This is a genomic window from Halomonas sp. IOP_14, assembly GCF_021021315.1.
Classification (GTDB): Bacteria; Pseudomonadota; Gammaproteobacteria; order Pseudomonadales; family Halomonadaceae; genus Vreelandella; species Vreelandella titanicae.
In genome coordinates this window covers 1-22,007 of sequence record NZ_JAINWD010000007.1, presented here as the reverse complement: position 1 = coordinate 22,007, position 22,007 = coordinate 1, and the positions used below count along the sequence as shown (strand labels likewise).

Annotated in this window: 19 protein-coding genes and 1 pseudogene; 2 read left to right on the top strand and 18 right to left on the bottom strand. The window is 51.2% G+C overall.

Annotation, left to right across the window (positions count from 1 at the left end):
* Nucleotides 1-85: 85 nt before the first annotated feature.
* Nucleotides 86-1,105, bottom strand: coding sequence for a cupin domain-containing protein (locus tag K7H09_RS07150; protein ID WP_022521176.1), 1,020 nt, complete (start codon nucleotides 1,103-1,105; stop codon nucleotides 86-88).
* Nucleotides 1,106-1,445: 340 nt separating this feature from the next.
* Here K7H09_RS07150 and K7H09_RS07145 point away from each other — a divergent pair, with 340 nt between their 5' ends.
* Entirely contained in the window at nucleotides 1,446-2,225 is a 780-nt protein-coding gene (locus K7H09_RS07145) for an IclR family transcriptional regulator (protein WP_022521178.1), read from the top strand.
* Nucleotides 2,226-2,308: 83 nt separating this feature from the next.
* Here the strand turns inward: K7H09_RS07145 and K7H09_RS07140 are convergent, their stop codons facing one another.
* From K7H09_RS07140 to K7H09_RS07105, 8 genes are all read right to left on the bottom strand, one after another.
* Nucleotides 2,309-2,860: an aldehyde dehydrogenase family protein gene (locus tag K7H09_RS07140; RefSeq protein WP_196518051.1), complete on the bottom strand. Its 552-nt coding sequence runs from the start codon at nucleotides 2,858-2,860 to the stop codon at nucleotides 2,309-2,311.
* A gap of 217 nt (nucleotides 2,861-3,077) precedes the next feature.
* A complete protein-coding gene (locus tag K7H09_RS07135) occupies nucleotides 3,078-4,004 on the bottom strand; it encodes a VOC family protein (protein WP_022521180.1) in 927 nt (308 codons plus the stop codon).
* A 119-nt stretch (nucleotides 4,005-4,123) separates the two neighbouring features.
* Nucleotides 4,124-5,404 (bottom strand): TRAP transporter large permease, encoded by a 1,281-nt coding sequence (locus K7H09_RS07130; protein ID WP_022521181.1) that lies wholly within the window; start codon nucleotides 5,402-5,404, stop codon nucleotides 4,124-4,126.
* A complete protein-coding gene (locus K7H09_RS07125; RefSeq protein WP_022521182.1) occupies nucleotides 5,401-5,916 on the bottom strand; it encodes a TRAP transporter small permease in 516 nt (171 codons plus the stop codon). The genes K7H09_RS07130 and K7H09_RS07125 overlap by 4 nt, the downstream gene beginning before the upstream one ends.
* A gap of 57 nt (nucleotides 5,917-5,973) precedes the next feature.
* Nucleotides 5,974-6,960, bottom strand: coding sequence for a TRAP transporter substrate-binding protein (locus K7H09_RS07120; protein WP_022521183.1), 987 nt, complete (start codon nucleotides 6,958-6,960; stop codon nucleotides 5,974-5,976).
* Nucleotides 6,961-7,075: 115 nt separating this feature from the next.
* Nucleotides 7,076-8,767, bottom strand: coding sequence for a bifunctional 3-(3-hydroxy-phenyl)propionate/3-hydroxycinnamic acid hydroxylase (locus tag K7H09_RS07115; protein WP_230804236.1), 1,692 nt, complete (start codon nucleotides 8,765-8,767; stop codon nucleotides 7,076-7,078).
* A 232-nt stretch (nucleotides 8,768-8,999) separates the two neighbouring features.
* Nucleotides 9,000-9,830 carry an IclR family transcriptional regulator gene (locus K7H09_RS07110; RefSeq protein ID WP_022521186.1) on the bottom strand — a complete coding sequence of 277 codons (831 nt, stop codon included), beginning with the start codon at nucleotides 9,828-9,830 and terminating at the stop codon, nucleotides 9,000-9,002.
* A gap of 7 nt (nucleotides 9,831-9,837) precedes the next feature.
* On the bottom strand, nucleotides 9,838-10,689 hold the full coding sequence (locus tag K7H09_RS07105; protein ID WP_022521187.1) for a fumarylacetoacetate hydrolase family protein: 852 nt from the start codon (nucleotides 10,687-10,689) through the stop codon (nucleotides 9,838-9,840).
* 507 nt (nucleotides 10,690-11,196) lie between these two features.
* On the opposite strand from K7H09_RS07105, the gene K7H09_RS07100 reads away from it, so the two are divergent.
* Nucleotides 11,197-11,550, top strand: a complete 354-nt coding sequence (locus K7H09_RS07100; protein ID WP_022521188.1) for an IS110 family transposase — start codon at nucleotides 11,197-11,199, stop codon at nucleotides 11,548-11,550.
* Nucleotides 11,551-11,713: 163 nt separating this feature from the next.
* Here K7H09_RS07100 and K7H09_RS07095 read toward each other — a convergent pair.
* From K7H09_RS07095 to K7H09_RS07055, 9 genes and pseudogenes are all read right to left on the bottom strand, one after another.
* Nucleotides 11,714-12,519 (bottom strand): annotated as a pseudogene (locus K7H09_RS07095) (transposase); the annotation flags it as partial.
* A gap of 98 nt (nucleotides 12,520-12,617) precedes the next feature.
* Entirely contained in the window at nucleotides 12,618-14,075 is a 1,458-nt protein-coding gene (locus tag K7H09_RS07090) for a benzaldehyde dehydrogenase (RefSeq protein ID WP_230804235.1), read from the bottom strand.
* Nucleotides 14,076-14,354: 279 nt separating this feature from the next.
* A complete protein-coding gene (locus K7H09_RS07085) occupies nucleotides 14,355-15,413 on the bottom strand; it encodes a hypothetical protein (protein ID WP_009286254.1) in 1,059 nt (352 codons plus the stop codon).
* 31 nt (nucleotides 15,414-15,444) lie between these two features.
* Complete coding sequence (locus tag K7H09_RS07080) at nucleotides 15,445-16,449, bottom strand: SphA family protein (RefSeq protein ID WP_009286253.1); 1,005 nt, start codon at nucleotides 16,447-16,449, stop codon at nucleotides 15,445-15,447.
* Nucleotides 16,450-16,889: 440 nt separating this feature from the next.
* Nucleotides 16,890-17,867: a helix-turn-helix domain-containing protein gene (locus K7H09_RS07075; protein WP_022521192.1), complete on the bottom strand. Its 978-nt coding sequence runs from the start codon at nucleotides 17,865-17,867 to the stop codon at nucleotides 16,890-16,892.
* Nucleotides 17,868-18,121: 254 nt separating this feature from the next.
* Nucleotides 18,122-18,745, bottom strand: coding sequence for an isochorismatase family protein (locus K7H09_RS07070; protein WP_022521193.1), 624 nt, complete (start codon nucleotides 18,743-18,745; stop codon nucleotides 18,122-18,124).
* Between the two features lie 54 nt (nucleotides 18,746-18,799).
* Complete coding sequence (locus K7H09_RS07065) at nucleotides 18,800-20,158, bottom strand: TRAP transporter large permease (RefSeq protein WP_022521194.1); 1,359 nt, start codon at nucleotides 20,156-20,158, stop codon at nucleotides 18,800-18,802.
* A complete protein-coding gene (locus tag K7H09_RS07060; protein WP_022521195.1) occupies nucleotides 20,151-20,777 on the bottom strand; it encodes a TRAP transporter small permease subunit in 627 nt (208 codons plus the stop codon). Before K7H09_RS07060 ends, K7H09_RS07065 begins: the two co-directional genes overlap by 8 nt.
* 2 nt (nucleotides 20,778-20,779) lie before the next feature.
* Nucleotides 20,780-21,862 carry a TRAP transporter substrate-binding protein gene (locus tag K7H09_RS07055; protein ID WP_022521196.1) on the bottom strand — a complete coding sequence of 361 codons (1,083 nt, stop codon included), beginning with the start codon at nucleotides 21,860-21,862 and terminating at the stop codon, nucleotides 20,780-20,782.
* Nucleotides 21,863-22,007: the final 145 nt, after the last annotated feature.

Here is a 22,007-nt window from a genome sequence, read left to right as displayed (position 1 = left end):
CTTCGTTACCCTCTACGACACCCAGGCGATGGTTATTGAACAAACAGATTTTCATACAATGTTTATCCTTTTTATTAGGGAGTGGTTACGCGTTTTTTCTCTCTTCCTTCCAAAAGCCCAAATGTTCCTGAAGAGGGCGATCGGAAAAACTGAACAAAACACATTCATCGGAGGCTTCGAAGCGACGCCAGGCCCAGCCAGGAACCACAAACACATCGTGCCGATTTGCCGTCCACTCCTGATCTTCGACCTGAACGCGGACACTACCTTCCACTACGCAATAGACCGCGCCATCTGTTTCCCTATGCTCCACACCTTGAAACCCTTGTGGCAGAAGTTGTATATAAGCGCCCATGGTAAGGATCGGTGATTTACCATTGGTGGGATTGGTAAAGGTCAGCTTGAGTCCAGCTGCAGGATCACAATTACCACTCTCAGCGAGCTTGGTTAACGCTGCCCGGGTGCGCTTATAGGGGTAGTGGAACAAAGGGCTCGTCGTGCCATTGCACTGATACCCAACTGGGCTTAACCCGGATGCGAAACGCGCTTCAGAATCGCCTGCCGGGCGACGAACTTCCTGGCGTTTGTGCGGGGCGTCAGCAGAGAAGCCCGCGTTAAGCATTTGCACGACAGGTACATCAAGGCCATCCAGCCACATCACCGAGTCGCTTCCCTCGGCACCATGGTCATGGAACACCCCTGATGGTGTGATCACGAAATCACCAGGGCTCATCATTACTTTTTCACCGTCCACATTAGTGAAGCCACCTTCGCCACTGAGAATCAGACGCAATGCTGAAGCCGTATGACGATGACTGGGTGCTACCTCGCCAGGCAAAATCATCTGAATGCCTGCGTATAGCGAGGTGGTCACCAAGGATTTACCGCGTAGCTTTGGGTTTTCCAGCACCAGTACGCGACGTTCGGCATCCTCAGCAGAAATGGCTTCACAGGCCATCTCCATATTCTTGCGAATCGTTTTATCACGCCAGATAACAGGCTCCAGTACTTGTTTAGGTTCACGCGGTGTCAAACCTCGCAGCACTTCCCAGAGTGGTGCCATGTTGTCTTTGGAGATTAATTCTTTAAATGCTATGGCGGTCATCGCCCCCTCCTTAAGATTCAACTGATGTCGTGTTTGTAAGGATCAGCAATTATTGTCTCTGCCTTAAATAAAACAATTTTTTTCGTATTGTGATAATTTTGCTTTTTATGCGGTTGGGGTCAAGGCAAAAATATGTATTTGCGACAAAAGTATTATCTTCTGGAGGCTTTGATACAGGCTATGGTGCTGGGCGCTCAAAAATTTTTTTAAGCAATCACAGCGTATTGAGGCAACTGATGGTCATGTGTGACAGTCAGTTATTGCTGTAAGCCCCTAGTGAGCTTTGCAAAAGATGCGCGCAGTGGTTTAAGGGCGCTATTAACAGACGGGAAATGTTGAGGTGGCTTTGAAAGAGAATTCTCAGGAACGGCTGCTGCGATTACTTTCCCTGTTCGCTGATGAAGAAAAAGGGGAGTGGTCGGTCGATGAGGCGTCTGTACACTTGGGGATTTCGGCCAGCCAGACCTACCGTTACTTTAGAACGCTTGCCTCGGCCGGTTATATTTCAGCCTATACGACAGGGAGGTATGTACTTGGCCCGGCGATAATTGAGCTGGACCGTAAACTAAGGATTGGCGATCCAATGATTCATGCGGCGAGAAGTATTATGCGAGAAATGCTCAGCACGGCACCTTCTGCCAGTATCGCCATCCTTTGCCGCTACTTCCGCGGCCAAGTAATGTGTGTGCATGAGGAATTCGAGACTTATCAGCACCATGAGATTAGCTATGAGCGTGGCCAGCCGCGACCTTTATATCAAGGCGCTGCATCAAAAGTGATTCTGGCCAACTTACCCTTACGCCAAGCTAGAGCCTACTTCAACCACGCTCCTGATAAATTCAACCAGTTTGGCCTTGGCGCCAACTGGACAGAGGTCAAGCGAAGCCTTCGAGAGCTTAGAAGCCAGCCTGCTATTATCACGGCAGGTGAGCTTGGAACAAGTGCCTCTGGGATTTCAGCCCCTATTTATGACGACAAGCGAGTTCTTGGAAGTGTTAGCCTCGTCTTACCGATAACCGTCGCAACAGAGGAAGTAACCTCTTTTTTGATGCCCGTTGTAGCAGCAGCAGGTCAAGAAATGACCAGTAAAATGCAGCACTTGGCTCAATTGCAGAAGTGATGAAGACGCCATCTATTTTGCCCCGTGCCTGCTTTCGCAGCACAGGGCTTTTTGTCAATCGCAAATGCTTAATTCATTGAGCGCTAGAAGGGATACTGGATACCTTGCTCCATCACACTGATCCATTGGGTGGTGGTGAACTCATCTAGGTTTGCGGGGCCACCGAAGCGACCGCTGGTACCTGAGCGGCCCATGCCACCGAAGGGTACCTGAAACTCATTGTTTACCGTCTGATCATTAATATGCACCATGCCTACTTTGATGCGATCAGCAATGCGCAGGGCTCGCTCTGTAGATGTGGAGTGAATAGCGGCGGCTAGCCCATAGGAGGAAACATTGACTAATGCGATAACATCCTCATCGGTATCAAAAAGTGTAATGGGGGCTACAGGGCCGAAAATCTCCTCGCCAAAGGCAGGCATTTCTGGCGTCAAGCCGCTAAGAACCGTGGCTTCAAAGAAGTTGCCATCGCGTTTACCGCCAGCGACTACCTTGGCACCCATTGCTACTGAGCGGTTCACGCTCTCCTCGAAGTGCTTAGCTTGTGTCTCATCAATCAATGGGCCGAGGTGTACCTGTTGTGTCCAAGGGTTACCTGTGACTAAGCGGGCGGCCCGGTCGGAGAGATTCTTCATGTATTTTCCGTCACTGAACGATGTATTAAGTGGCGATCTACTATACGGAAAAATTTGATTTTCCAGCACAATCATGTAAAACGATCTCCTTCTTCATGACTGAAAAACCTAAACTGGCCTATCTAGACTAAGGGTCGACAACCCCGTGGAGCCGAGGTCGCCGACAATCTGTTTCCACAGATGGAAGAGGGTCTATGGAACAAGGCCTTATGTCATTTCACGCTTCTTTAGCCATTTTGCGGAATTTGGATAGTTGGCCTCCCCACAGGTTGACGCTGCGCGGTGTCGGCTCCCAAAGACGAGGAACATACGTCACCAAATCGTCGTGGAATTTCTCCATTTCCGCCGACAGTTCGATATGAGTTCCTGCTGGGTCATCGAAGAACACGAACAGGTTGTTGCCAGGACCGTGGCGGCCAGGCCCCCAGGTAACCTCTACGTTAAGATCGGTTAGTCGGTCGCACCACTGCTTGAAATCCTCCCACTCGCTGAGATCGAATGAGTAATGGTCCAACTGACCCCGCATTCCAATGTCAACAACCGCTAAGGTGTGGTGGTCACGATCACTTCTCAGCCACGCAAAATTGCCATTACTAAGCTGGTCGGAAAGAGAAAAACCAACAATATTGGCGTAGAACGCCACCATCCGTTTGACGTCGTCACTACCAACCGTCGTATGTTGAAAGCGAATCGGCCGACGCCCTATGTCCGCTTGGTGTTCCCCTAGGTGATCCATTGCCGTATGAAAGTGCACTCGGTTGCCGTCGGGATCTTCAAACTCAATGCCCTGCGGATCGCCAACAGCTGCATCCATATAGGCAGCATCCAGTGCCCTTACGACCACATTGGCATCTTCTAGCCGGCTTTGCAGTGCGTTGATCGATTCGCTATCCTGTGTTTCAAATCCGAAGTGGGTTAGCGCGTACTTTCCCGATGTTAGTTCGATGACGTGGTGCCCACTTCCCCAGCCTAGACGTACCACGCCCTCCAAGGAATTTTCATGCACTGCCATACCTAATACTCGCTGGTAGAAAACTGTGGTTGCCTCAATATCAGGTACACGGAAACCGATATGAGAGACGCGCGTCCCACTCAGCTTTTGCTGTGAAGGGTTCGTATCAATGAGCAGTCGGTTGTTATTCATTATTTACTCCAGGATTAGTGAGTTGCCGAAATGTAGCCTTGTTAATTCAAGGGTGCTCTGGTTTAACCAAGATGGCTGATTGTTAAGCCGTCTCTGACATGTCTGGTGCATTATGCTAATTAGCTAAGCCCTAATTGCTGCGGAAGCCACAGCGACAAGGCGGGCACCAGGTTGATGATTGCCATGCACACGAACATGGCAATCAAAAATGGGATCATGGCTCTGAACAGCCCGAACATGGATACTTGAGTGGTCGAGGTAACGACAAACAGGCCCGGCCCCACCGGTGGTGTCACGAGGCCAATAAGAGTCGCCAAACTTATCACCACGCCGAAATGGATTGGATCAATGCCCAATGCCAGCACGGTTGGCAGGACGATGGGCACTAACACAATCAGAATGCTCATGCTCTCCAGGAACATCCCTAGTACCACGACCAGCAGGTTGATAAGCAGCAGGAACACCCAGGGCGATTGGGTCCATGCATTAATCATCGCAACGATGCGGTCCGGTACGCCCACAAAAGAGAGCGCCCAGCCGAACATAGTCGCCGCCGCAATAAGGCCTGTGATCAACGCGGTGTTAAGGGCGACCTGTTTGAATATTTCCGGTAGGTCGCTCCAAAGGATGGAGCGATAAATCCACTTACCGATGATTAGTGCCAGCAGAGCGCCCACGGCACCCGCCTCAGTGGGTGTCATCACCCCTGCCGAGATGCCGAAAATGATAAACACCGGAATCATTAGCGGAGAAAGTTGCTTAAGCAGCCCTATCAGGCTCACCTTGCGCCGTGCAGTCCGCTCCAGCTTGGGGAAGTCATGGATAAAGCCGAGCATCATCACCACGACGACAAAACCCAGAAAGATCAGCAGTCCGGGTAGCAGCCCCGCCAAAAACAGCGCGGAAATCGGCTGCAGCGCGATGACGCCGTAGATAATCATGATCATTGAGGGAGGAATGATCGGCCCCAACAAACCACCAGAAACGGTCACCGCCGCTGCGAAGTCGCGTTTATAACCTTGCTTCTCCATGGCGGGGATCATGACCTTACTCATCACCGCGATTTGGGCAATGGCAGAGCCCAGGATAGAGGCCGCCACTGCGTTAGTCAGCAGGTTGACGTAAGCTAGACCGCCTCGCATGCGCCCAAGCAGCAGGTTGGCCAGCTCGACAAGGCGATCGGTCAGCCCACCTCGGTTCATCAACTCGCCCACCAGCATAAACAGTGGAATGGCGAGCAGGCCATTCTTCTCTAGGGCACCGTAAAACTGCAGGGGCAGGCTGCTGGAGAGCAACAGCAGGTCGCTTTGATGCAGGAACACCAGGGTGCCCAGCATCAGCGTCAGCAGAATAGGCAATCCGAGAAACAGCGTAATAAAGAAAACGGAAAAGGTGATCATGTGCACACCCTCTCGGAGGCTTCGTGGCTAACCAGCCGATGGATGGAGAGTAGAAGGCTGACGAACTGGTGGTAACTCATGACCATCAGCGCCACGAGCATCACGCTGAAGTAGTACCAACGCGGCAGTTGCGTCGTTGGCGACAACTCGATTTGCGTATGCGGTGAGGCAATCCATTGCCACGTCAGTGCGGTGAAGATCGCCAAAACACATAGGCCGAGCAGGCAAAAAAAGACCTCAAGGCAATGGGCCGCTCGTTCGGGCAGAAGACTGGGAATGATGTCGATCCGCACCAGCGAGCGGGTATAAAGTAGATGGCTGACACCAATGAAGCTGATGGCCACTAGAATCTGCAACGCCACCTCCTCGGCCCAAAAAAGTGGGGTGCCGAATATATAACGCAACACCACTTGGGCGACCAGCAGTCCGGCCAGCAGTCCCGTCAGGATAATAAGCACCCATGTTTCCAGTCGGGCCAGCGCGCTATCGCACCACTTCAATATGTTAAGCATAATGCCCCCTATGCGGCATGGGCGTGACCTGGGCCACGCCATTACTGCATCCACACTTCATTGATTGGTCACGACCTGGTGATAGAACTCGGCGATTAACGGGTCGCTATCGATATATGTCTGACGCACTGCAGCAGCCGTCTCTGCGTAGCCAGCGGTATTGATCTCGACCACTTCTACGCCAGCGTCCTTGAGCGTGGCGAGATTTTCCTCCTCGACACGTGCTTGCTCCTCAATGCCCCACTGCTCGGCTTCTTGGAAGACCTCGCGGATCATCTGCTGATCGGCTTCGCTCTGATTATCCCACCAAGCTTTGGAGACCAGCACTACGCCGGGGAAGGCCATATGGTTGGTGAGTGCCAAGTGTGGAGCCTGCTGGTAAAGTTTCAGGGCAGTGACGAAGTCAAGGTCAACGTCGACGGCATTCAACAGATTGGTGGTCAGTGCCGGTGCGACTTCGGAGGTCGGTAGCGCGGTGGGCGCCGCTCCGTTGGCCAGCCACCAGTCATTGAAGACAGGATTGGGGAAGACACGGATCTTCTGATTGGTTAAGTCATCTATGGACTCGACCGAATCGGTCGACAGCACGTGCCGCATCCCGGCGATGATGTAACCGAGACCGATCATGCCCTGGGGCTCCAGCTTTTCGAGCATACTAAGGGCAGCTGGCAACTGTGTTGCCGCTCCGGCCTCGTCGTAGTTCTCGAATTCGCCAGGTAGAAACCAGCCATTAAAGGAGGACTCGCGGCTGGAGAGCGATGCGGCGGGAACCACGCCGAACTGCACCGCGCCATGCTGGAGGAGCTGGATCAGCTCGTTATCGTTACCCAGCCTGCCATAGGGGGATACCTCTATAGCGTAACGCCCGTCGGAGCGTTCACCGAGATTTCCCGCGAGGCGTTCAGAGACCTTGCTGAAGATATGACTGGGCGGTACTGGTGTGCTGAGCCGAAGCGTCTCGGCCTGCGCAGTGGCGGACACCATAAGGCTGCCAGCAGCGCAGGCAAGGCCAACTAACAGGGGATTGAAGCTCGATAATTTCATGTCGTACTCCGTATTGTTGTAGTAGTTATCTTCAAGAATCCACCTTCCAGACGATTACCCTTAACCGTGGGTACTCATCCTGCTATCGACGGGAAAATGTAGGTGTTGCTGGGTTTTACAGGGTAGCGGCGGTACTCAAAGGCTGATGAGAATTACCTAAAGCGCTGAACTCGGGAGGGCGCAGCATCTCACCCAGGTGAATGGCATCCGTGGGCAAATTGTTCTTGTTAAGAACCGCCATGGTGTAGCGATCCGGCCTTACCAGATAAAAGACGTGCTCGCCACCATGCGCCCTGAATATCCAGTCGTTGGCTTGGCTGTGAGCATCTCGCAATACCTCTATACCCTCGACGGGAACAGGGTTGTAGTTGCGCGGAGTAACGCACACTTTCTTTAGATCATCCGGTAGGTACTCGAGCCAAGGCTGGATAGCGTCGAACGCCCTCTTCGCATCAGGGTGGTAAGTGATAAGTGCGAAGTGGCCGTCGATGTAGCGATCCAACAGCGCCATCTCGCTATTGGGATTCTCAAGCATCGGCTGGGCAATCAATCGTCCTGTGCGTGTCTTGCGGGCAGAGGCAGCGTCGCTGATGAAGAAACCGCTGACGAAACGCGGCGTCGGCTTGTAACGCATCTGGGTAACGTAGTCACGAGCAGGGCGGTAGACGCTCAGCCAGCGCAGGCCAGTCTGCAACAATGTTGCGTGTATACGGCTCTTTGGCATCATGAACTTGCCGAGCATGGCGGCCATTTCAATCAGTTGCCAGGCGTGCGGTTTGCGCTCTTCTTCGTAACTTTCTAGCAGCGTTTCAGGCAACTTGCGCTTGAGCACCCAAGCTAGCTTCCAGGCTAGGTTCACCGAGTCGCGCAGGCCGCTGTTCATGCCCTGACCAGCGAATGGAGGGGTTAAGTGGGCAGCGTCACCGAGCAGGAAGATGCGCTGCTGACGCCAGCTCTCAGCTTCGCGGGCATGAAAGGCATATACCTGTTTGCGGACGATCTCTGCGTCGCGATCCGGGCCATGCTCAGCCATCAGCTGGCGAACGTACCCTTCTTCTACTGCTTTTTGTTCATCTTCGTCGGGCAGCAGCATAAATTCGAAACGGCGGCTGCCACCGGGACCAGGCAGGTTGATGCAGGGACGCGCTGGATCACAGTAGACGCGAGTCTGGCGGAAATTGTCCTGCGTCCCTTTGAGGTCGATGATCAACCACTTCTGCTCGTAGGTAAGACCTTTCAGTTTGATATTCAATTCGCTGCGCACAAAGCTGCGTCCACCATCGGCTGCCGCCATGTATTCGGCAACAACCTCGTAGTGCCCCTCATCAGTCTCGACCCTTAAACGCACACAATCGACGTCCTGTACAAAGTCGACAACACGATGGCCGAAGCGCGCCTCAACATGGGCAAAGCGCTTGAGCCCGTTACACAGGATTGCCTCCAACTCTGGCTGGTGAAAAGCATTACGCCGCGCATAGCCATACTCACGCCCTCTCGGTTCAATGTTGGCGAAGGGCACGCGCTTGAGGTCCAGATAGACCGAGCCATAGTCCTGAGCGCAGCATGCAAGTACTCTCTCCTCAAGCCCAATGGCCTGCATGGTTCGCATAGACTCGTCATCGATGGATACCGCCCTCGGCTCGGTCACCGTCGAGAGATTGCGTTCAAGCACCAGGGTGCGAACCCCATAGGTTCCCAGCAGATTGGCCAGGGTCAACCCGCTGGGGCCACCTCCGACAATAATGACAGAGAAGCGGTCGGCTAGTGAAAAAGCGGCGGTACTGGTATTGTCAGGTTGTTGTTTCATTACTGTTGTCCTTACGACACCGTCATTAAGACGCATCCTTCCCCTCTGCCCAGGGCAGACGACAAAAATCGCGTTAAGAAGGAAACGGGGTGTTATTTGTGCAGGAAGACCTACCTCCGGTCATTCTGATACTCTGGCGCATAGATTCAGTCGTCACTCTTATTGCTACTGTTCTTGCTATATATCCTTGCTACATGCCCTCGATGCATCTTCTCAAGACATCATCTGTAACTTACGAATTAATCAACTGCGTTAACTTCTCGGTTAGGCGATTCGCAAGGGCCATCACTATCTGGCGCTGCTCCTCCGCTTGGTCTTCACGGTAGGCCGTTTGTGGTCTTACGCAGCTTAGACTGGCGATGACCTTGCCGTTACCATCAAAGATGGGAGCGGCAAGCCCGAAGAGGTTTGGATCCACCTCACCGTGAGATTCGCTGTAGCCCTGCCGCCGGATCGTCTGGAGGACGTCCTTAAACTCCTCCCACGACGAGCCCAAGCTTCCTTTCACTACCTCATGCTGATGCTCTAAGAAAAGCCGCATATGCTGGCGAGCAGGCAGGTAGGCCAATATGATTTTCGATGTCGCCCCCATGAACAGCGGGCGTGGCGTACCCCGTGCATAGCTAACAGGCTCTTTCAGGTGACCATGGCTGTGGACGCAAATCACTTGATCATTGAATAGCCGACATACGATCCAGATCTGCTCACCGTCGAAGACATCGAGTTCAGGCTCGATCTCTCGCGTCGCCTTTACCAAGGGATCAGTCAGTCGCAGCTGTCTATCCCACTGGATGATTCTTGAGCCTAGGCCGTAGCGCCGGGGCTCAACCTGAAACAGCAACCCCGCTTCGGCCAGCTCCTTGGTATAGCGATAAGCAGTCGAACGCGTATAGCCCAGCGCATCGCACATTGCCTCTACCGACCAGATCGGTACCTCTTCCGAGAACAGATCCAGAATCACCAGCATTCTTTCCAGACTGCTATTGCTCTTGCTGCTTCTGCCTGCTCGGGAAGCCTGCTCCTCAATATGCCGATCAAGGGCCACGGGATGCTGTTGACTCATAACTTGATTACGCCTCGTCTGCGATAGTGTTGCGCAGGGTACCGATGCCCGAGATAGCAATTTCGATGCTATCACCTGGTTTCATCCAAACCGGGGGTTCGCGGAAGGCGCCCACGCCGCCAGTGGTGCCGGAGACAATAACGTCGCCCGGAGCCAGCTCGGTAAATGTACTGCAGTATTCAATCAGTTCCGCCACACCAAAGATCATATCGCTGGTATCGGTGTCCTGCATGACGTCGCCATTCAGGCGGGTGGTCAGGTGTAGCGCCTGCGGGTCGGGAATCTCATCGCTAGTCACAAGCCATGGGCCAAATCCCCCCGTGTTAGGGAAGTTCTTGCCGGGGATAAACTGGATAGTGTGCTTTTGGTAATCGCGTACGCTGCCATCGTTATAGCAAGAGTAGCCAGCAACGTATTCAAGGGCATTCTCAGCCTTGACGTGGCGCGCGGTCTTGCCGATCACCACAGCCAGTTCCCCCTCGAAATCCAGCTTGTGCGAGACAAACGGCCGAATGATCGGCGTTAGATGACCCGCCTGGGAGTCAGCGAAGCGGGTGAATATCATCGGGTGCATCGGCATATCACGCCCCGTCTCTTTCACATGCGTCGTATAGTTGATGCCCACACAGAGGATCTTGCCAGCATCCGGAATGACCGGCAGAAACTCAATTTCGTCTAGGCTTAATGAATTTAAGCTTGAGGTATCAAATCCCACCAAGTCGGAAAGAACACCTTTACGTATCATTTCCTTGAGTGAACCACCTAGACGATCGGCAAGGGGAGCGAGATCGAGGACCCGGCCGCCATCCACTAAACCGATGCTGATGGTGTTCTGATAACGGAATGTAACAAGTTTCATATTTTAACCTTTCTCTCGGGCTAGCGAGGCGGAAGAGGTGAGCAAGCGACGATAGCGACTAATGTTATTTACTCTATTGAAATGATTCTAGTGCCACAATAGAGTAATTTCAATATATCCCGCAATGTAGGATTTTATACACACATTGCTTTGTAATCGTATATCGTTGAGGAATGGATTTTTTTTTGTGTTAAGCACCATAATTAGCGCTTATGGCTACGACCAATGTCTATTGGTGAATTTGCTCAGGGCAAGGTCAATTTTTTTTGAAAGAGAGTATTGGGCTAACCCGTCATAGCGACCGTTCGATTTTAGCGTTCTATATAAGCATTCTGCTGGGGCTTTCCTGTCTGGATAAACATGAGCTGAATACCTCGACCTTCCGCCCATGCCGATAACTTACCGCTGATATGTTCTGGCCCGTAGTACTTGCTGAATAAGCAGGTTGGAGCCAGCCATCTGTACCAAAATCTTTGATGCCAATCAGTGGATTTAGGAGATGTACACATGGCTGACAACGTAAAGAATAGCTCTGTGAAGGTGATGATCGCCATCGACATTGCTAAAACGTCCCATGATGCGGTCATTTTATGGCCGTCAGGTCGTACCAAAACGTTTAAGTTTCCTAACACGTTAATGGGTTATCAGAACCTCATTAATGCAGCAGAAGCATCTGCTGAAGATATTTTGGTGGCCTTTGAGCCAACGGCTGACTTTCATCGTAATATTGCCTATTGTTTAAGGTCTCAAGGGGCCTTGTGCCATATGGTGTCGTCTTTAGCCTGCGCCAGAGCGCGTGAAATGTTGTTTAAAAGCTGGGATAAAACGACAAAAAAGACGCGCGGGTTATCATGTACTTGATGCAGCAGGGCATGATGCAACCATTTTACGATCCGTTAGTGAATGAAATGGTGAGCACCCTTTAGATATGGTTGCGACGCATGAGCCTGAGTAGTGAGCAAGTGTTCCCATGTTGAGCACGAAGTGAGATTTTGTGTGCATATTGAGCGGGTTCCTTAGGTAGTCCGTTATCTGTCCGAATGGCGCTAGGTAGACCACGTTGTAAAGCCAGATGATCAGGAATACGTGTTAAAAAAAGTCCGCCAATGGGACGCTCAGGCACGATTGCCACGGCTTCATGGGTACCGTCGTCGACGACGGTGAGGTTCTTGATCACGCGCCCGTATGCCGTCCGGTAAAACACAAAATCCATTGACCAGACTTGATTGGCGGCCCCAGGGCGGCCAAGGGGCATCCGCTCAGACGTGGGAACCTTCTTGCGCTTGCGGCGTTTTACCTGCAACCGAGCAGCTGCGTAGAGACGCTCGACTCGCTTATGATTGACCTGTTCACCGGCTTGACGCAGCTTCAGATAGATCATGCCAGCGCCATAGCGACGATGCCGATGGGCCAAGGCAACAATGCGTTCACGCAATGCTTCATTACGGTCAGGAGCCGATTGATAGCGCAATGCACTGGCACTCATACGGATGACACGGAGCGCTCGGCGCTCACTGAGGCCACGTGACACCATAAAGCGCACCACATCTCGGCGTGCAGGTACACTCACCACTTTTTTCTCAGCGCCTCGCGAGTGACCTCCATCTCCAGTAGCGACTCCGCGAGCAGTTTTTTCAATCGTCCATTTTCGGCTTCGAGTTCTTTGAGTCGCTTGGCATCGGGTACGCTCATACCACCAAACTTGCTGCGCCATAGATAGTAACTGGCTTCTGAGAAACCGTGCCGACGGCATAGCTCCTTAATGGGCAGTCCCGCTTCTGCTTCGCCCAGGAAACCAATGATCTGTTCTTCGCTGAAACGCTTCTTCATGTCCCATCTCCTTACCCATAGGATCGGACTCTAAAGTGTAGCGCTACTCAATCAAGGGGTGACGTCGTATCAATAGCAAATGCTTAATTCATTGAGCGCTAGAAGGGATACTGGATACCTTGTTCCATAACACTGACCCACTGGGTGGTGGTGAACTCATCCAGGTTTGCGGGGCCACCGAAGCGACCGCTGGTACCTGAGCGGCCCATGCCACCGAAGGGTACCTGGAATTCGTTATTCACAGTCTGATCGTTGATATGCACCATCCCCACGCGGATGCGCTCGGCGAAGCGTTGGGCACGTTCCGTGGAGGCAGAATGAATGGCAGCGGCGAGTCCGTAGGGCGAGGCGTTGACCAGGGCGATGGCTTCTTCGTCACTATCGAAGAGTGTTATCGGCGCCACTGGACCGAAAATCTCCTCGCCAAAGGCAGGCATTTCTGGCGTCAAGCCGCTAAGAACCGTGGCTTCAAAGAAGTTGCCATCGCGTTTACCGCCAGCGACAACGTTAGCACCCATGGCCACAGAGCGGTTCACGATCTCTTCAACGCGGCGCGCTTGGGTCTCGTTGATCAACGGGCCGAGGTGTACCTGCTGTTTCCAAGGATCACCCGTGACTAAGCGCGTGGCCCGCTCGGCGAGTTTGTTCATGTACTTGTCCGCCACTGAACGGTGCACTAAGTGCCGTCCTGCCTGCATGCAGATTTGACCCTGGTGGAGAAAAGCCCCCCAGGCTGCGGAAGAGGCAGCGGCATCTAAATCAGCATCGTCCAAAATCACCATCGCGTTGTTACCGCCAAGCTCAAGGGCGCATTTCTTGAGCATGCGCCCACACGTCTCGCCGATTTTCTCGCCAACGGCGGTAGAGCCCGTAAAGGAGATCATGCCGACATCCGAGTGTTGAACCAACGCCTCACCCACCTCGGGCCCACCTGGTAGTACGTGGAACACGCCCTCCGGCAAGCCAGCTGCTTCTAGAACCTCGGCCATCAAAGCACCTCCACAGATAGCGCTCATTGGGGCTGGCTTCAGGATCACACAGTTGCCCATGGCTAAGGCAGGAAAGACCGAGCGCATGGCTAAGAGGATGGGGAAGTTCCAAGGAGCTATAACCCCCACTGTGCCAATGGGTACCCGCTTCCAGTAATTGCGACGACCTGGCATGCTAGAAGGGAAGATCTGTCCGTTGGGTTGCATGGGGAGTGCTGCGGCCATCTGGGCCTGTTCATAGGTAACCTGCAGTTCCCATTCAGCCTTGGCTGCTGTAGAGCCGCACTCACGAATATTCCAGCGATTGATTTCTTCGGCCCGCTCTTTGAGCAGGGCGGCGGCCCGGCGTAGGATCTCTGCTTTTTGATCGAAAGGTAACGTGGCCCAATGTTGCTGAGCTGAGTTAGCGATAAGTGCAGCGCGACCTACGTCTACGGGAGTAGCCGTCTGAACTTTAGCGAGGACTTCGCCGGTGGCGGGTCCAATTACGGCAGCCTGAGGCCCTTCAGCAGTTTGCCACTGTCCCAGGTAAATTTTGTCTTCCCAGATGGGTGAAGTCTCATTCATGTAAATATTCCTTATTGTATTTGCGAGTGTAATGACTAACTGAGATGGCTTTAATTCGGAAACAACTGATATGCTGATGTGGAAATATAACTGTTCTAGGAAGTAGGCCAATTGAGGAGAAAGGTAGACGAAATATTATTTGGTGTTTCTGTACTACGTGTTTCTGTACTACGTGTTTGTGGCTGCCGCAAAAAATCATTGTTTTACTGGGATAAGGGGCAAGTCAGCAACAATATCTTATTCTAAGTTCTACTTATGCTTCATTGCCCCCGAAGTCTCCTAGTCTAAAGCCCCTGCCTTCTTCTCTAATTCGTCAACAAAATTATCTTCACTGTTACTTTTTTTACTAGAAGCTGCTGCCTCCAGGGCTGCATGGTATGGACAGCCAATAAATTTGGGGTCGTCCTTATATTGTTGAGCAAAGTGTTCAGGAAAGCGTCCATCCAGATCCTTTATCTCGCTCCGAATACTTTTTTTCTCTTCGCTTGACATCCGCAATCTTTCTTCGATATAGCTTTCGGTTGGGTCGTCAGCGTTTTCTTCCATCTGCCAGAAAATATAGCCCATAAGCTTCGGGAGAATCTCCGCAGCCATTGGGTCGGGTGGGTCGATACCGAGCGTTTTTAGCGTAGTGGGTAGCGACATGGCCCTAATTAGCTGATGGCCAAACCAGTGAAGCGGGGGTGGAAAAAACCTGAAAACAAACTGCTCATAGATAGCATTAGCTACCAAGTTGGCTCGCTCGGGTGTCGGCCTAGGAGTGTTTTCATACTGCTCACAGAACTCTACTAGCTCTTCAAAACTATTTGGATAGCCTGTGATGGGTTGACCGTTTTCTGCATAAAAAAGTTTAGACATGTCACGCCAAAAAAGGTGAGCCGCTATTTTCTCTTTTTCAGATATACCAGGGGCCCCCATCTTCAGTTTTAGGCGATGCATTGTGGTTGCAGAAAACGCCAACGTATAGATGTAATCTTCATTATAGGAGAATGCGCCAGGGTACTTTTTGGCCCAATAAACATGAAGCTTATTTATACTCTCAATAGATTTGAGAGTTCTCTCATCGTTAGGGCCATAGAACCACCAAAGAGCATTGGCACTGCCCGTCTGCTCAACCCGCGAGGTGGATTGGTGAAGTACTTTCCCTCCATCTTCACGCCAGACAGCTTTTGACCCCCAGTCCGTTACGATAAAGTTGGGGAAGGTCAATGCATAAATAAAATTTTGCATGAAGTCATTCAAGCGATAACTGCTTGAAAGTCTCCATATTTCGATGTAATCTTTATAGGGATCGAGGCTCTCGATCTTATCTGCGATCCATTTTTTTGGCTTATTCATAGCTTTACACCTCGTGGTAGATTCATTTTAATTAAAGTGGATACGCTAAGCGCGCTTGGACTGAGAAGTCGTTTTTTGCGCGATTTTCGACTTCTGTCTCGTGATATACGTTGAACCAAAGCCATGGCCCTTTGGTGTTTTTCCACAATAGCCCTGGTCCAATGCCTAATACCTCCTCTCGCGAATCTTCAAGACGTTGTCCATTGACTTTGTCGTCCTCCAGTTGCTTAAAGTAGTATCCATTTAAGCCAACTGACACGTTCGGAATGACTTCATAAGAGGCGGCGAAGTTTGACCAGGCGGCTTGGCCTGCTTGGGTATCGCGAACTGGATCACCATTGAACAGCTGGTAGGTACTGCTGGCAGGATCGCTGTTTTTGAAGTTGTATAAATAATGCAGCCTCCAGCTCATTTCCCAACGCTCAGCAGGCATCCACGTTGCCGCCCAATAAGGGTTTATCGAGTAAAAATTTGAACCGGGATTAAAGTCTTTAGTCTCATCGTATTCACCTATAGGCAACGAAACATCAAGCGCCAAACGCTGAACGAACGTAGGCCGTCCCTGAGCGTCGACTATTGGATCAAACTGAACCATTGGGCCAAGAGATATATCTCCAAAACCTGTGCCGTTGTCTTTTAATTGAGGGCCTTTAGCCCCAAAATCAGCATCGAGTGAAACGATTGGTAGAATGATGCTCCAGCCTAAATGCCCTCCTCTCCCAATTGTTTTTGGTGAGTAGTAAGTAAATTGATTTACTAAAGTGGTGGCACTGAACTCTGGGTTATCAAAAACCTTATTATCATTGCCATCGTTATCGCGGAAAGACGTTGCTCTACTGTGCTGTAAGTAAATATTGTGATTAAGTCCAGGCGGCCCAGCGAAGCCGTCATAGAAACTGGTATTACCAAGGTTTATGCCACCTGGCTGACTAACGGCAGGTGGGGGTGGACCATTTGCCGCCAAGGCAGAAGAACATACCAGGGCAAATAGAGACGACGATATTATTGCACGTGCGTACATGGGAGCTTTATTCATACATCAAGGCCTGTTGTTGTTATAGTGTTTTTGGGTGTTTAAGTTTTAATGCAGAGGCCTAATGCCTCTGTTGCACCTGACTTTAGGAGAGAAAAAAGATCGTGTCTTGTCTGAAAGCGACATATTTGAACAGCTGTGCCATTACGACATTTCATGAGTCGTAGCGTATGCGAGTTACTTAAAGTTCAAGCTCATGGCCCCCCCTTTGCAAGATACGGGGAGGCATTTTTGAAGGTGATTATTGAAAGCAAGAGGGGTGGGCCTGGAGCTCTGCCAACTGTCAAACAACATATTGTCCGAGAATACGATGGTTAGCCTGTGTTGAGCGAGGAGGGCTTCGAAAGTAGCTCGGCTCATAGCAATGGGTAGCCGATAGAGATGAGTGGGTTTGCTTAATAGCTTTTCGTTAATTTTGTTAAGTAAAATTAAGTTTTGAAATATCAGCCGGCCCTGGCTGAATCGCGAAAGACTCGCGGTGAAACGCCATAAGAAGCTTTAAATGATCTGCTAAAGTGTGCACTACAGGTAAAACCCCATTTATGTGCTACATCACTAATCGTGCGCCCTATGCTATTTGGGTCTCGAAGGTCTTCTGCACAGCGGGTTAAGCGGCGCTGCCAGATATACTCACTTAAACTACACTCACTTTCATCTTCAAATGCGCGATGAAGGGTTCGTGTAGAGCACTGCGCAATCTGGGCTATTCGCTCTACGGTTAATTCATGGCTAGAAAGGTTCCTATCAACGAAATCTTTTATCCAGTTTTTCTTAAATAAGCGCGGGTTATGCTCAAGCTCTTCTTCCTTGTTCTTGTTTTCAACCGTGTTCTGGAGCAAGGAAATAATACTTTTGCCTAGCGAACAGGATGTGGCATCGTTCAGGAGAGGGTACTGTGTATAGGCGTCGACAATAAAATTATGGAGCATTCGGCCTAGTCCATTCCGATTATTTATGCGTAAATCTTTTGGGATGGTGGCAGGCGTGCCAAGATCGCCACAAAGAAGCATTAAATACTCACAGTTTTTGGTACTTGTAACAGTGAAATGTCGGCCACAGTCTAGAAAGAGGAGGTCTCCGGGAGTGAAGGTAGAGCTTTTACCACTTTGTTCAACCTGGCTCACTCCGCCCATTTGTAAAACCAGCAACCCAGGGTGAGCATCCCGATATGCGGTTTTATTAATGCGTCGAGAAAATCGGTGAGGGCTGCAAACCATTCTGCAGAATTGCAACTCACCAAGCGCGCCGTATTCAAGTCGTCCCTTGAATGGTTCTTTGTATAGTGGTGAAACCGAAGTACTTTCCAATCGCCGGATGCGTTCCGGGGTTTTCCCCAGATGAATACTCATGACATCTTGCCATTCTTTAAGGCGTTTAGTATGGCTGAAATGCTCTGTGCTAACGCTGGAAAAATGTCTCATGGTGCGCACTCATTTTGTGTGAGGTGGCTATTAAAAAGTACATCCTTAGCTTTAGGCTGGCCCATTGCAGCAGTTGCTGGCGGCTATACGGTATTCAAGAATATTAAGCGCTCTAAGCGTTGATGACCCCCCGGGAGCGTCAGTGCAGGGGCAGCAGCAATAATAGTAATAGGGAGGACCTTGTTGAAACTGGTTTTTTGGCTTCTGCCTTCATCCCCTTTTTTTAATTCATGAACAGCAATATATTGTTTGCTTCAAAGTCTTTCTATGACTTCATCAGTCGATGCAATCTCAGCAACACAGAATGAAAGGCTTGTTAGTGTCGCCTTTTGGACATCTTCGGCACTCATAGCACCGGCACCCAGGTCTGGATGGTACATGGTACCGGTAGCGTCCGAAACAAAAATGGTTTTGTAGTCTCTGAACTGAGCACCTCGAGCAGTCGATTCACAGCACATGTTGGTAACAGTGCCAGTAATAACAAGCGTATCAATCCCTCTGTTTCTAAGCTGAGTTTCAAGATCCGTGTTGTAGAAAGCACTGTAGCGATGCTTTTTGATGACAAGCTCTCCTTCTTGAGGAGCGATGTCAGGGTATATTTCGGTACCTGGTGTGTTATCAACAAGAGCTTCTTGGCTGTCGATAGGCGGCCAGAAACCTGACATCAGCCCCATGTCGCCACGATCTTTTCCGTGCACATGAGTTGTGTAAATTACCGTGGCGCCCTTTTTCCTGCAGACATCTATCAGTTTCTTGATATTCGGTACAGCTTTAGTAGCCATGGGTACACACATCGGTGCACCTGGCTTAACAAAATCATTTTCCATGTCAATGACAAGAAGAGCAGTTTTTGTGGGGTTGTTTAGTTCAAATTTCATTACTCATTCCTTCTTAAATGTCTATGGGCTAAATAGGAAATAGTGTCGAAGGAGTCATGGCAACAAACCAGGTAACCAGAGCGCTATTGCAGGGAAGAATATGCACAGAGCCAACCCAGTGATCTGAAGAAGGACGAACGGGATGATCGAACGATAAATAGTGCCGATTCCGATCTTACCTTCCGTAATTCCCTTAAGGTAGAACAGCGCATAGCCAAAGGGCGGTGTGAGAAAACTCGTTTGTAGGTTTATGGCGACCAAAATGGCAAACCAAATCAGAATGGCTTGACTGCTTAGTCCCAACCCGAAATCCAGTATTTCTACCACCGGAGCCACTAAGGGGAGAACCACGAAGCTGATCTCAATCCATTCCAGAAAGAAACCAAGCACAAAGATCAAGCCCATGATCAGCAGTAGCAAACCATAGGGCCCAAGCCCCGTACCAGTGATCAAGGCCTCGATCATGTAATCACCACCCAACCGCTTGAAGACGACAGAAAAACTGGTAGCACCGATCACGACGAACAGAATCATCGCCGATGTGCGGGCGGTCTCCTGTACGGTTTTACTAAGTGTGTTCCAACTAATACTGCGCATCAGCAGCGCAAGGATCACACTGCCCAGTGCACCGATTGCCGCCGCCTCCGTCGGTGTAGCTATCCCTGCCATGATTGAACCCAGTACGGCGAAGATCAACACGCATGGGCCAAACAGGTCCCGCGCCAAGGCTAACATGAGAGGAGATGTGTCGGTGTCAGTGGCGTCGAGGTCCGGCAGCGGCGCCCAATGGGGCTTGATACGAGCGATGATCAATAGGTAAGCAACATAGAGGGCGCCGAGCAACAGCCCGGGAATTAGTGCGGCTTTGAACAAGTCTCCTACCGATACTTGAAGTATCGAGCCCATGAGAACCAGCATGATGGAAGGTGGGATGAGAATCCCAAGCGTACCGGAAGCCGCTATCACCCCACAGGCCATCTCCGGGTGATAACCTTGCCGCATCATCACGGGTAACGCTAGAAGGCCAAGCATAACCACTGACGCACCAATAATGCCCGTACTGGCAGCCATCACTACGCCCAGAATAGCTACAGAAATGGCGAGTCCACCGGGCGTCCGCCCGAATACACGCTGCAAGGTTAGTAGCAATCGCCTCGCCACGCCGGAACTCTCAAGCATTAGGCCCATAAACACGAAGAGCGGGATGGCGATCATCAACCAATTCTCGACCACACCACCGTAGATACGTGATCCTACTGTGGCCAAGAAAGGAACGGGAATGCCGCCGATGAAGGCGAAAATAATGCCTAGCCCGCCTAACAGGAACGCTACAGGATAACCGGTAAAAATACCGGCCAGCAGCGATACCACCATCAACATCGCCAAATAATATTCACTGATGAATTCAGCCATTGTTGACCTCGTGATCTGTCTCCGCTTTTCGCGGGTCAAGGATGATGGTTAGCTTCTCGAATACTTGACCAAGGGCTCCCAAGGCTAAGAAAACCAGAGAGATGGGAAGTATGGCCTTGATCAGATAGCGATCCGTGAGTCCCCCGTAGTTCGATTTCTCCCCTGTCAAGAAGGACATCGTCACGAAGTGCTTAGAAAGCCAAGCGACCAGTAGACAAAAGGGAATCAGCAACACCAAGTGACCGATCACATCAACCATGGCGCGATGACTAGGCGATAAGCGGTGATAAATCAGATCGACACGCACATGGGTATCGTGATGTAGGGCGTAGGTGCCTCCGAACAGTGTCAAGACACCGAAAAGGTGCCACTGAAGCTCAGTGATGCTGTTGATGGTCAGGGCATTTCCGAAAAGGAGCACCTTATCGTTCCAGCGAGCAATCTCGTTGATGCCAGTAGCGTTGAGCAGTACGGTCAACAGGACAGCCGCCATCACCAGCAATACCAGCCAGCTGGTGACGCGACCTACCAACAGCCCCAGCCCGACCAAGGGTCGAGACAGGGCGGAAGAGACCGCAGCGCCACGCTCACGCCAAGGGGCGAGAGGGGCCGTAGTCATAGTCAGTCCCCTTGGACATCTGTTTTGCTAGGAAGGGTTTGGAGGTCATGCCACTGCTGCATCTTTTCGGCATGCTCTATTAGTGATGTGTACGCTTCGTCGAACTCGGGACTCTCAGCCATTAGTTCGCTGCGCACTTCATCCCAACTATCGTGTAGGGCATTGAGAACCTCATCAGGGAATCGGCGGATCTTGACGCCACTCTCTTCCAGTTCACGTAGCGTCTCTACCTGGGCCGGGATCACCTCATCAGCCTCTTTCTGGATATTGGCCTGACAAGCGGTACTGATCTGCCCACGCTGAGCATCGCTGTATCCGTCCCAGACGCTCTGGTTGATGAGCAGTGCAAGCCAGCCTGCCCCTTGCTGCCAGCCGGGGAAATAGTAATACTCGGCAATCTCGTCCAAGCCCATCGCACTATCAACTTGGGGAATCGAGAACTCGGCGGCATCAACCCGACCACGCTCAAGCGAGAGGTAGACTTCGTTCCCGGGAATCAATTGTGTTGAAGCGCCGAATTTGTTTAGAACCTGTGCGCCCAGCCCAGAGATTCGCATCGACAGGCCGTTCAAGTCATCGGTGCTGTTGATTTCCTTGTTGAACCAGCCGCCTGGCTCTTGGGGTAGGTAGGAGCAAGCCAGGAACTTGACGTTATAAGGGTCCAGCGCCTTCTGCAACAGCTCGCTTCCTTCGCCAGCAGACGTCCAGGAGAACACTGCCTCTGCGGGTGGGCTAAAGGGTAGAGCGCCATAGAGATTGGCAATGGGCAAGTTGCCGGAAAGATAGGCGATGCTGGTCCAGCCGGCGGGGATGGCACCAGACGAGACAGAGTTGAAGATCTCAAACGGAGGTACGAGTTCGCCCGGATCATGGACGGCGAACTCAAACTCACCTGACGACATCATTTTGATTCTTTCGGAGATGTTCTTGGCGCTCTGGCCAAACAGGTTCTGAGTAGAGTAGGCGCTCGCGACATCTAGCCTTTCGCTGGCGTGTGCAGTACCTACTGCTGCCGCCGCTATAGCGGCTGCCAGCGGGATAATGCGTGCGGTGGTTGTTAAGTGTCCAAGGCTCTTTGTAGTCATCTCATTACCTTATTTTATGTTTGAGTATGTTTGTTAGCCTTGAAAGGGTCACAACCGCTGCAATCTAGAGCAAATACTTAATAGGTTTAAAGGCATGCCTTAAAGGTTTGTCTTATTTAGGGAAGGTCTGAATAACTGCCGATAT

Excerpts from the sequence above, each read along its gene's own strand:
- K7H09_RS07140 (WP_196518051.1), bottom strand. The coding sequence starts at position 2,860 with ATGAAGAATCTCTCCGACCGGGCCGCCCGCTTAGTCACAGGTAACCCT.
- K7H09_RS07130 (WP_022521181.1), bottom strand. The coding sequence starts at position 5,404 with ATGATCACCTTTTCCGTTTTCTTTATTACGCTGTTTCTCGGATTGCCT.
- K7H09_RS07120 (WP_022521183.1), bottom strand. The coding sequence starts at position 6,960 with ATGAAATTATCGAGCTTCAATCCCCTGTTAGTTGGCCTTGCCTGCGCT.
- K7H09_RS07150 (WP_022521176.1), bottom strand. The coding sequence starts at position 1,105 with ATGACCGCCATAGCATTTAAAGAATTAATCTCCAAAGACAACATGGCA.
- K7H09_RS07090 (WP_230804235.1), bottom strand. The coding sequence starts at position 14,075 with ATGAATGAGACTTCACCCATCTGGGAAGACAAAATTTACCTGGGACAG.
- K7H09_RS07100 (WP_022521188.1), top strand. The coding sequence starts at position 11,197 with ATGGCTGACAACGTAAAGAATAGCTCTGTGAAGGTGATGATCGCCATC.
- K7H09_RS07105 (WP_022521187.1), bottom strand. The coding sequence starts at position 10,689 with ATGAAACTTGTTACATTCCGTTATCAGAACACCATCAGCATCGGTTTA.
- K7H09_RS07060 (WP_022521195.1), bottom strand. The coding sequence starts at position 20,777 with ATGACTACGGCCCCTCTCGCCCCTTGGCGTGAGCGTGGCGCTGCGGTC.
- K7H09_RS07075 (WP_022521192.1), bottom strand. The coding sequence starts at position 17,867 with ATGAGACATTTTTCCAGCGTTAGCACAGAGCATTTCAGCCATACTAAA.
- K7H09_RS07110 (WP_022521186.1), bottom strand. The coding sequence starts at position 9,830 with ATGAGTCAACAGCATCCCGTGGCCCTTGATCGGCATATTGAGGAGCAG.
- K7H09_RS07085 (WP_009286254.1), bottom strand. The coding sequence starts at position 15,413 with ATGAATAAGCCAAAAAAATGGATCGCAGATAAGATCGAGAGCCTCGAT.
- K7H09_RS07135 (WP_022521180.1), bottom strand. The coding sequence starts at position 4,004 with ATGAATAACAACCGACTGCTCATTGATACGAACCCTTCACAGCAAAAG.
- K7H09_RS07125 (WP_022521182.1), bottom strand. The coding sequence starts at position 5,916 with ATGCTTAACATATTGAAGTGGTGCGATAGCGCGCTGGCCCGACTGGAA.
- K7H09_RS07055 (WP_022521196.1), bottom strand. The coding sequence starts at position 21,862 with ATGACTACAAAGAGCCTTGGACACTTAACAACCACCGCACGCATTATC.
- K7H09_RS07065 (WP_022521194.1), bottom strand. The coding sequence starts at position 20,158 with ATGGCTGAATTCATCAGTGAATATTATTTGGCGATGTTGATGGTGGTA.
- K7H09_RS07115 (WP_230804236.1), bottom strand. The coding sequence starts at position 8,767 with ATGAAACAACAACCTGACAATACCAGTACCGCCGCTTTTTCACTAGCC.
- K7H09_RS07070 (WP_022521193.1), bottom strand. The coding sequence starts at position 18,745 with ATGAAATTTGAACTAAACAACCCCACAAAAACTGCTCTTCTTGTCATT.
- K7H09_RS07080 (WP_009286253.1), bottom strand. The coding sequence starts at position 16,449 with ATGAATAAAGCTCCCATGTACGCACGTGCAATAATATCGTCGTCTCTA.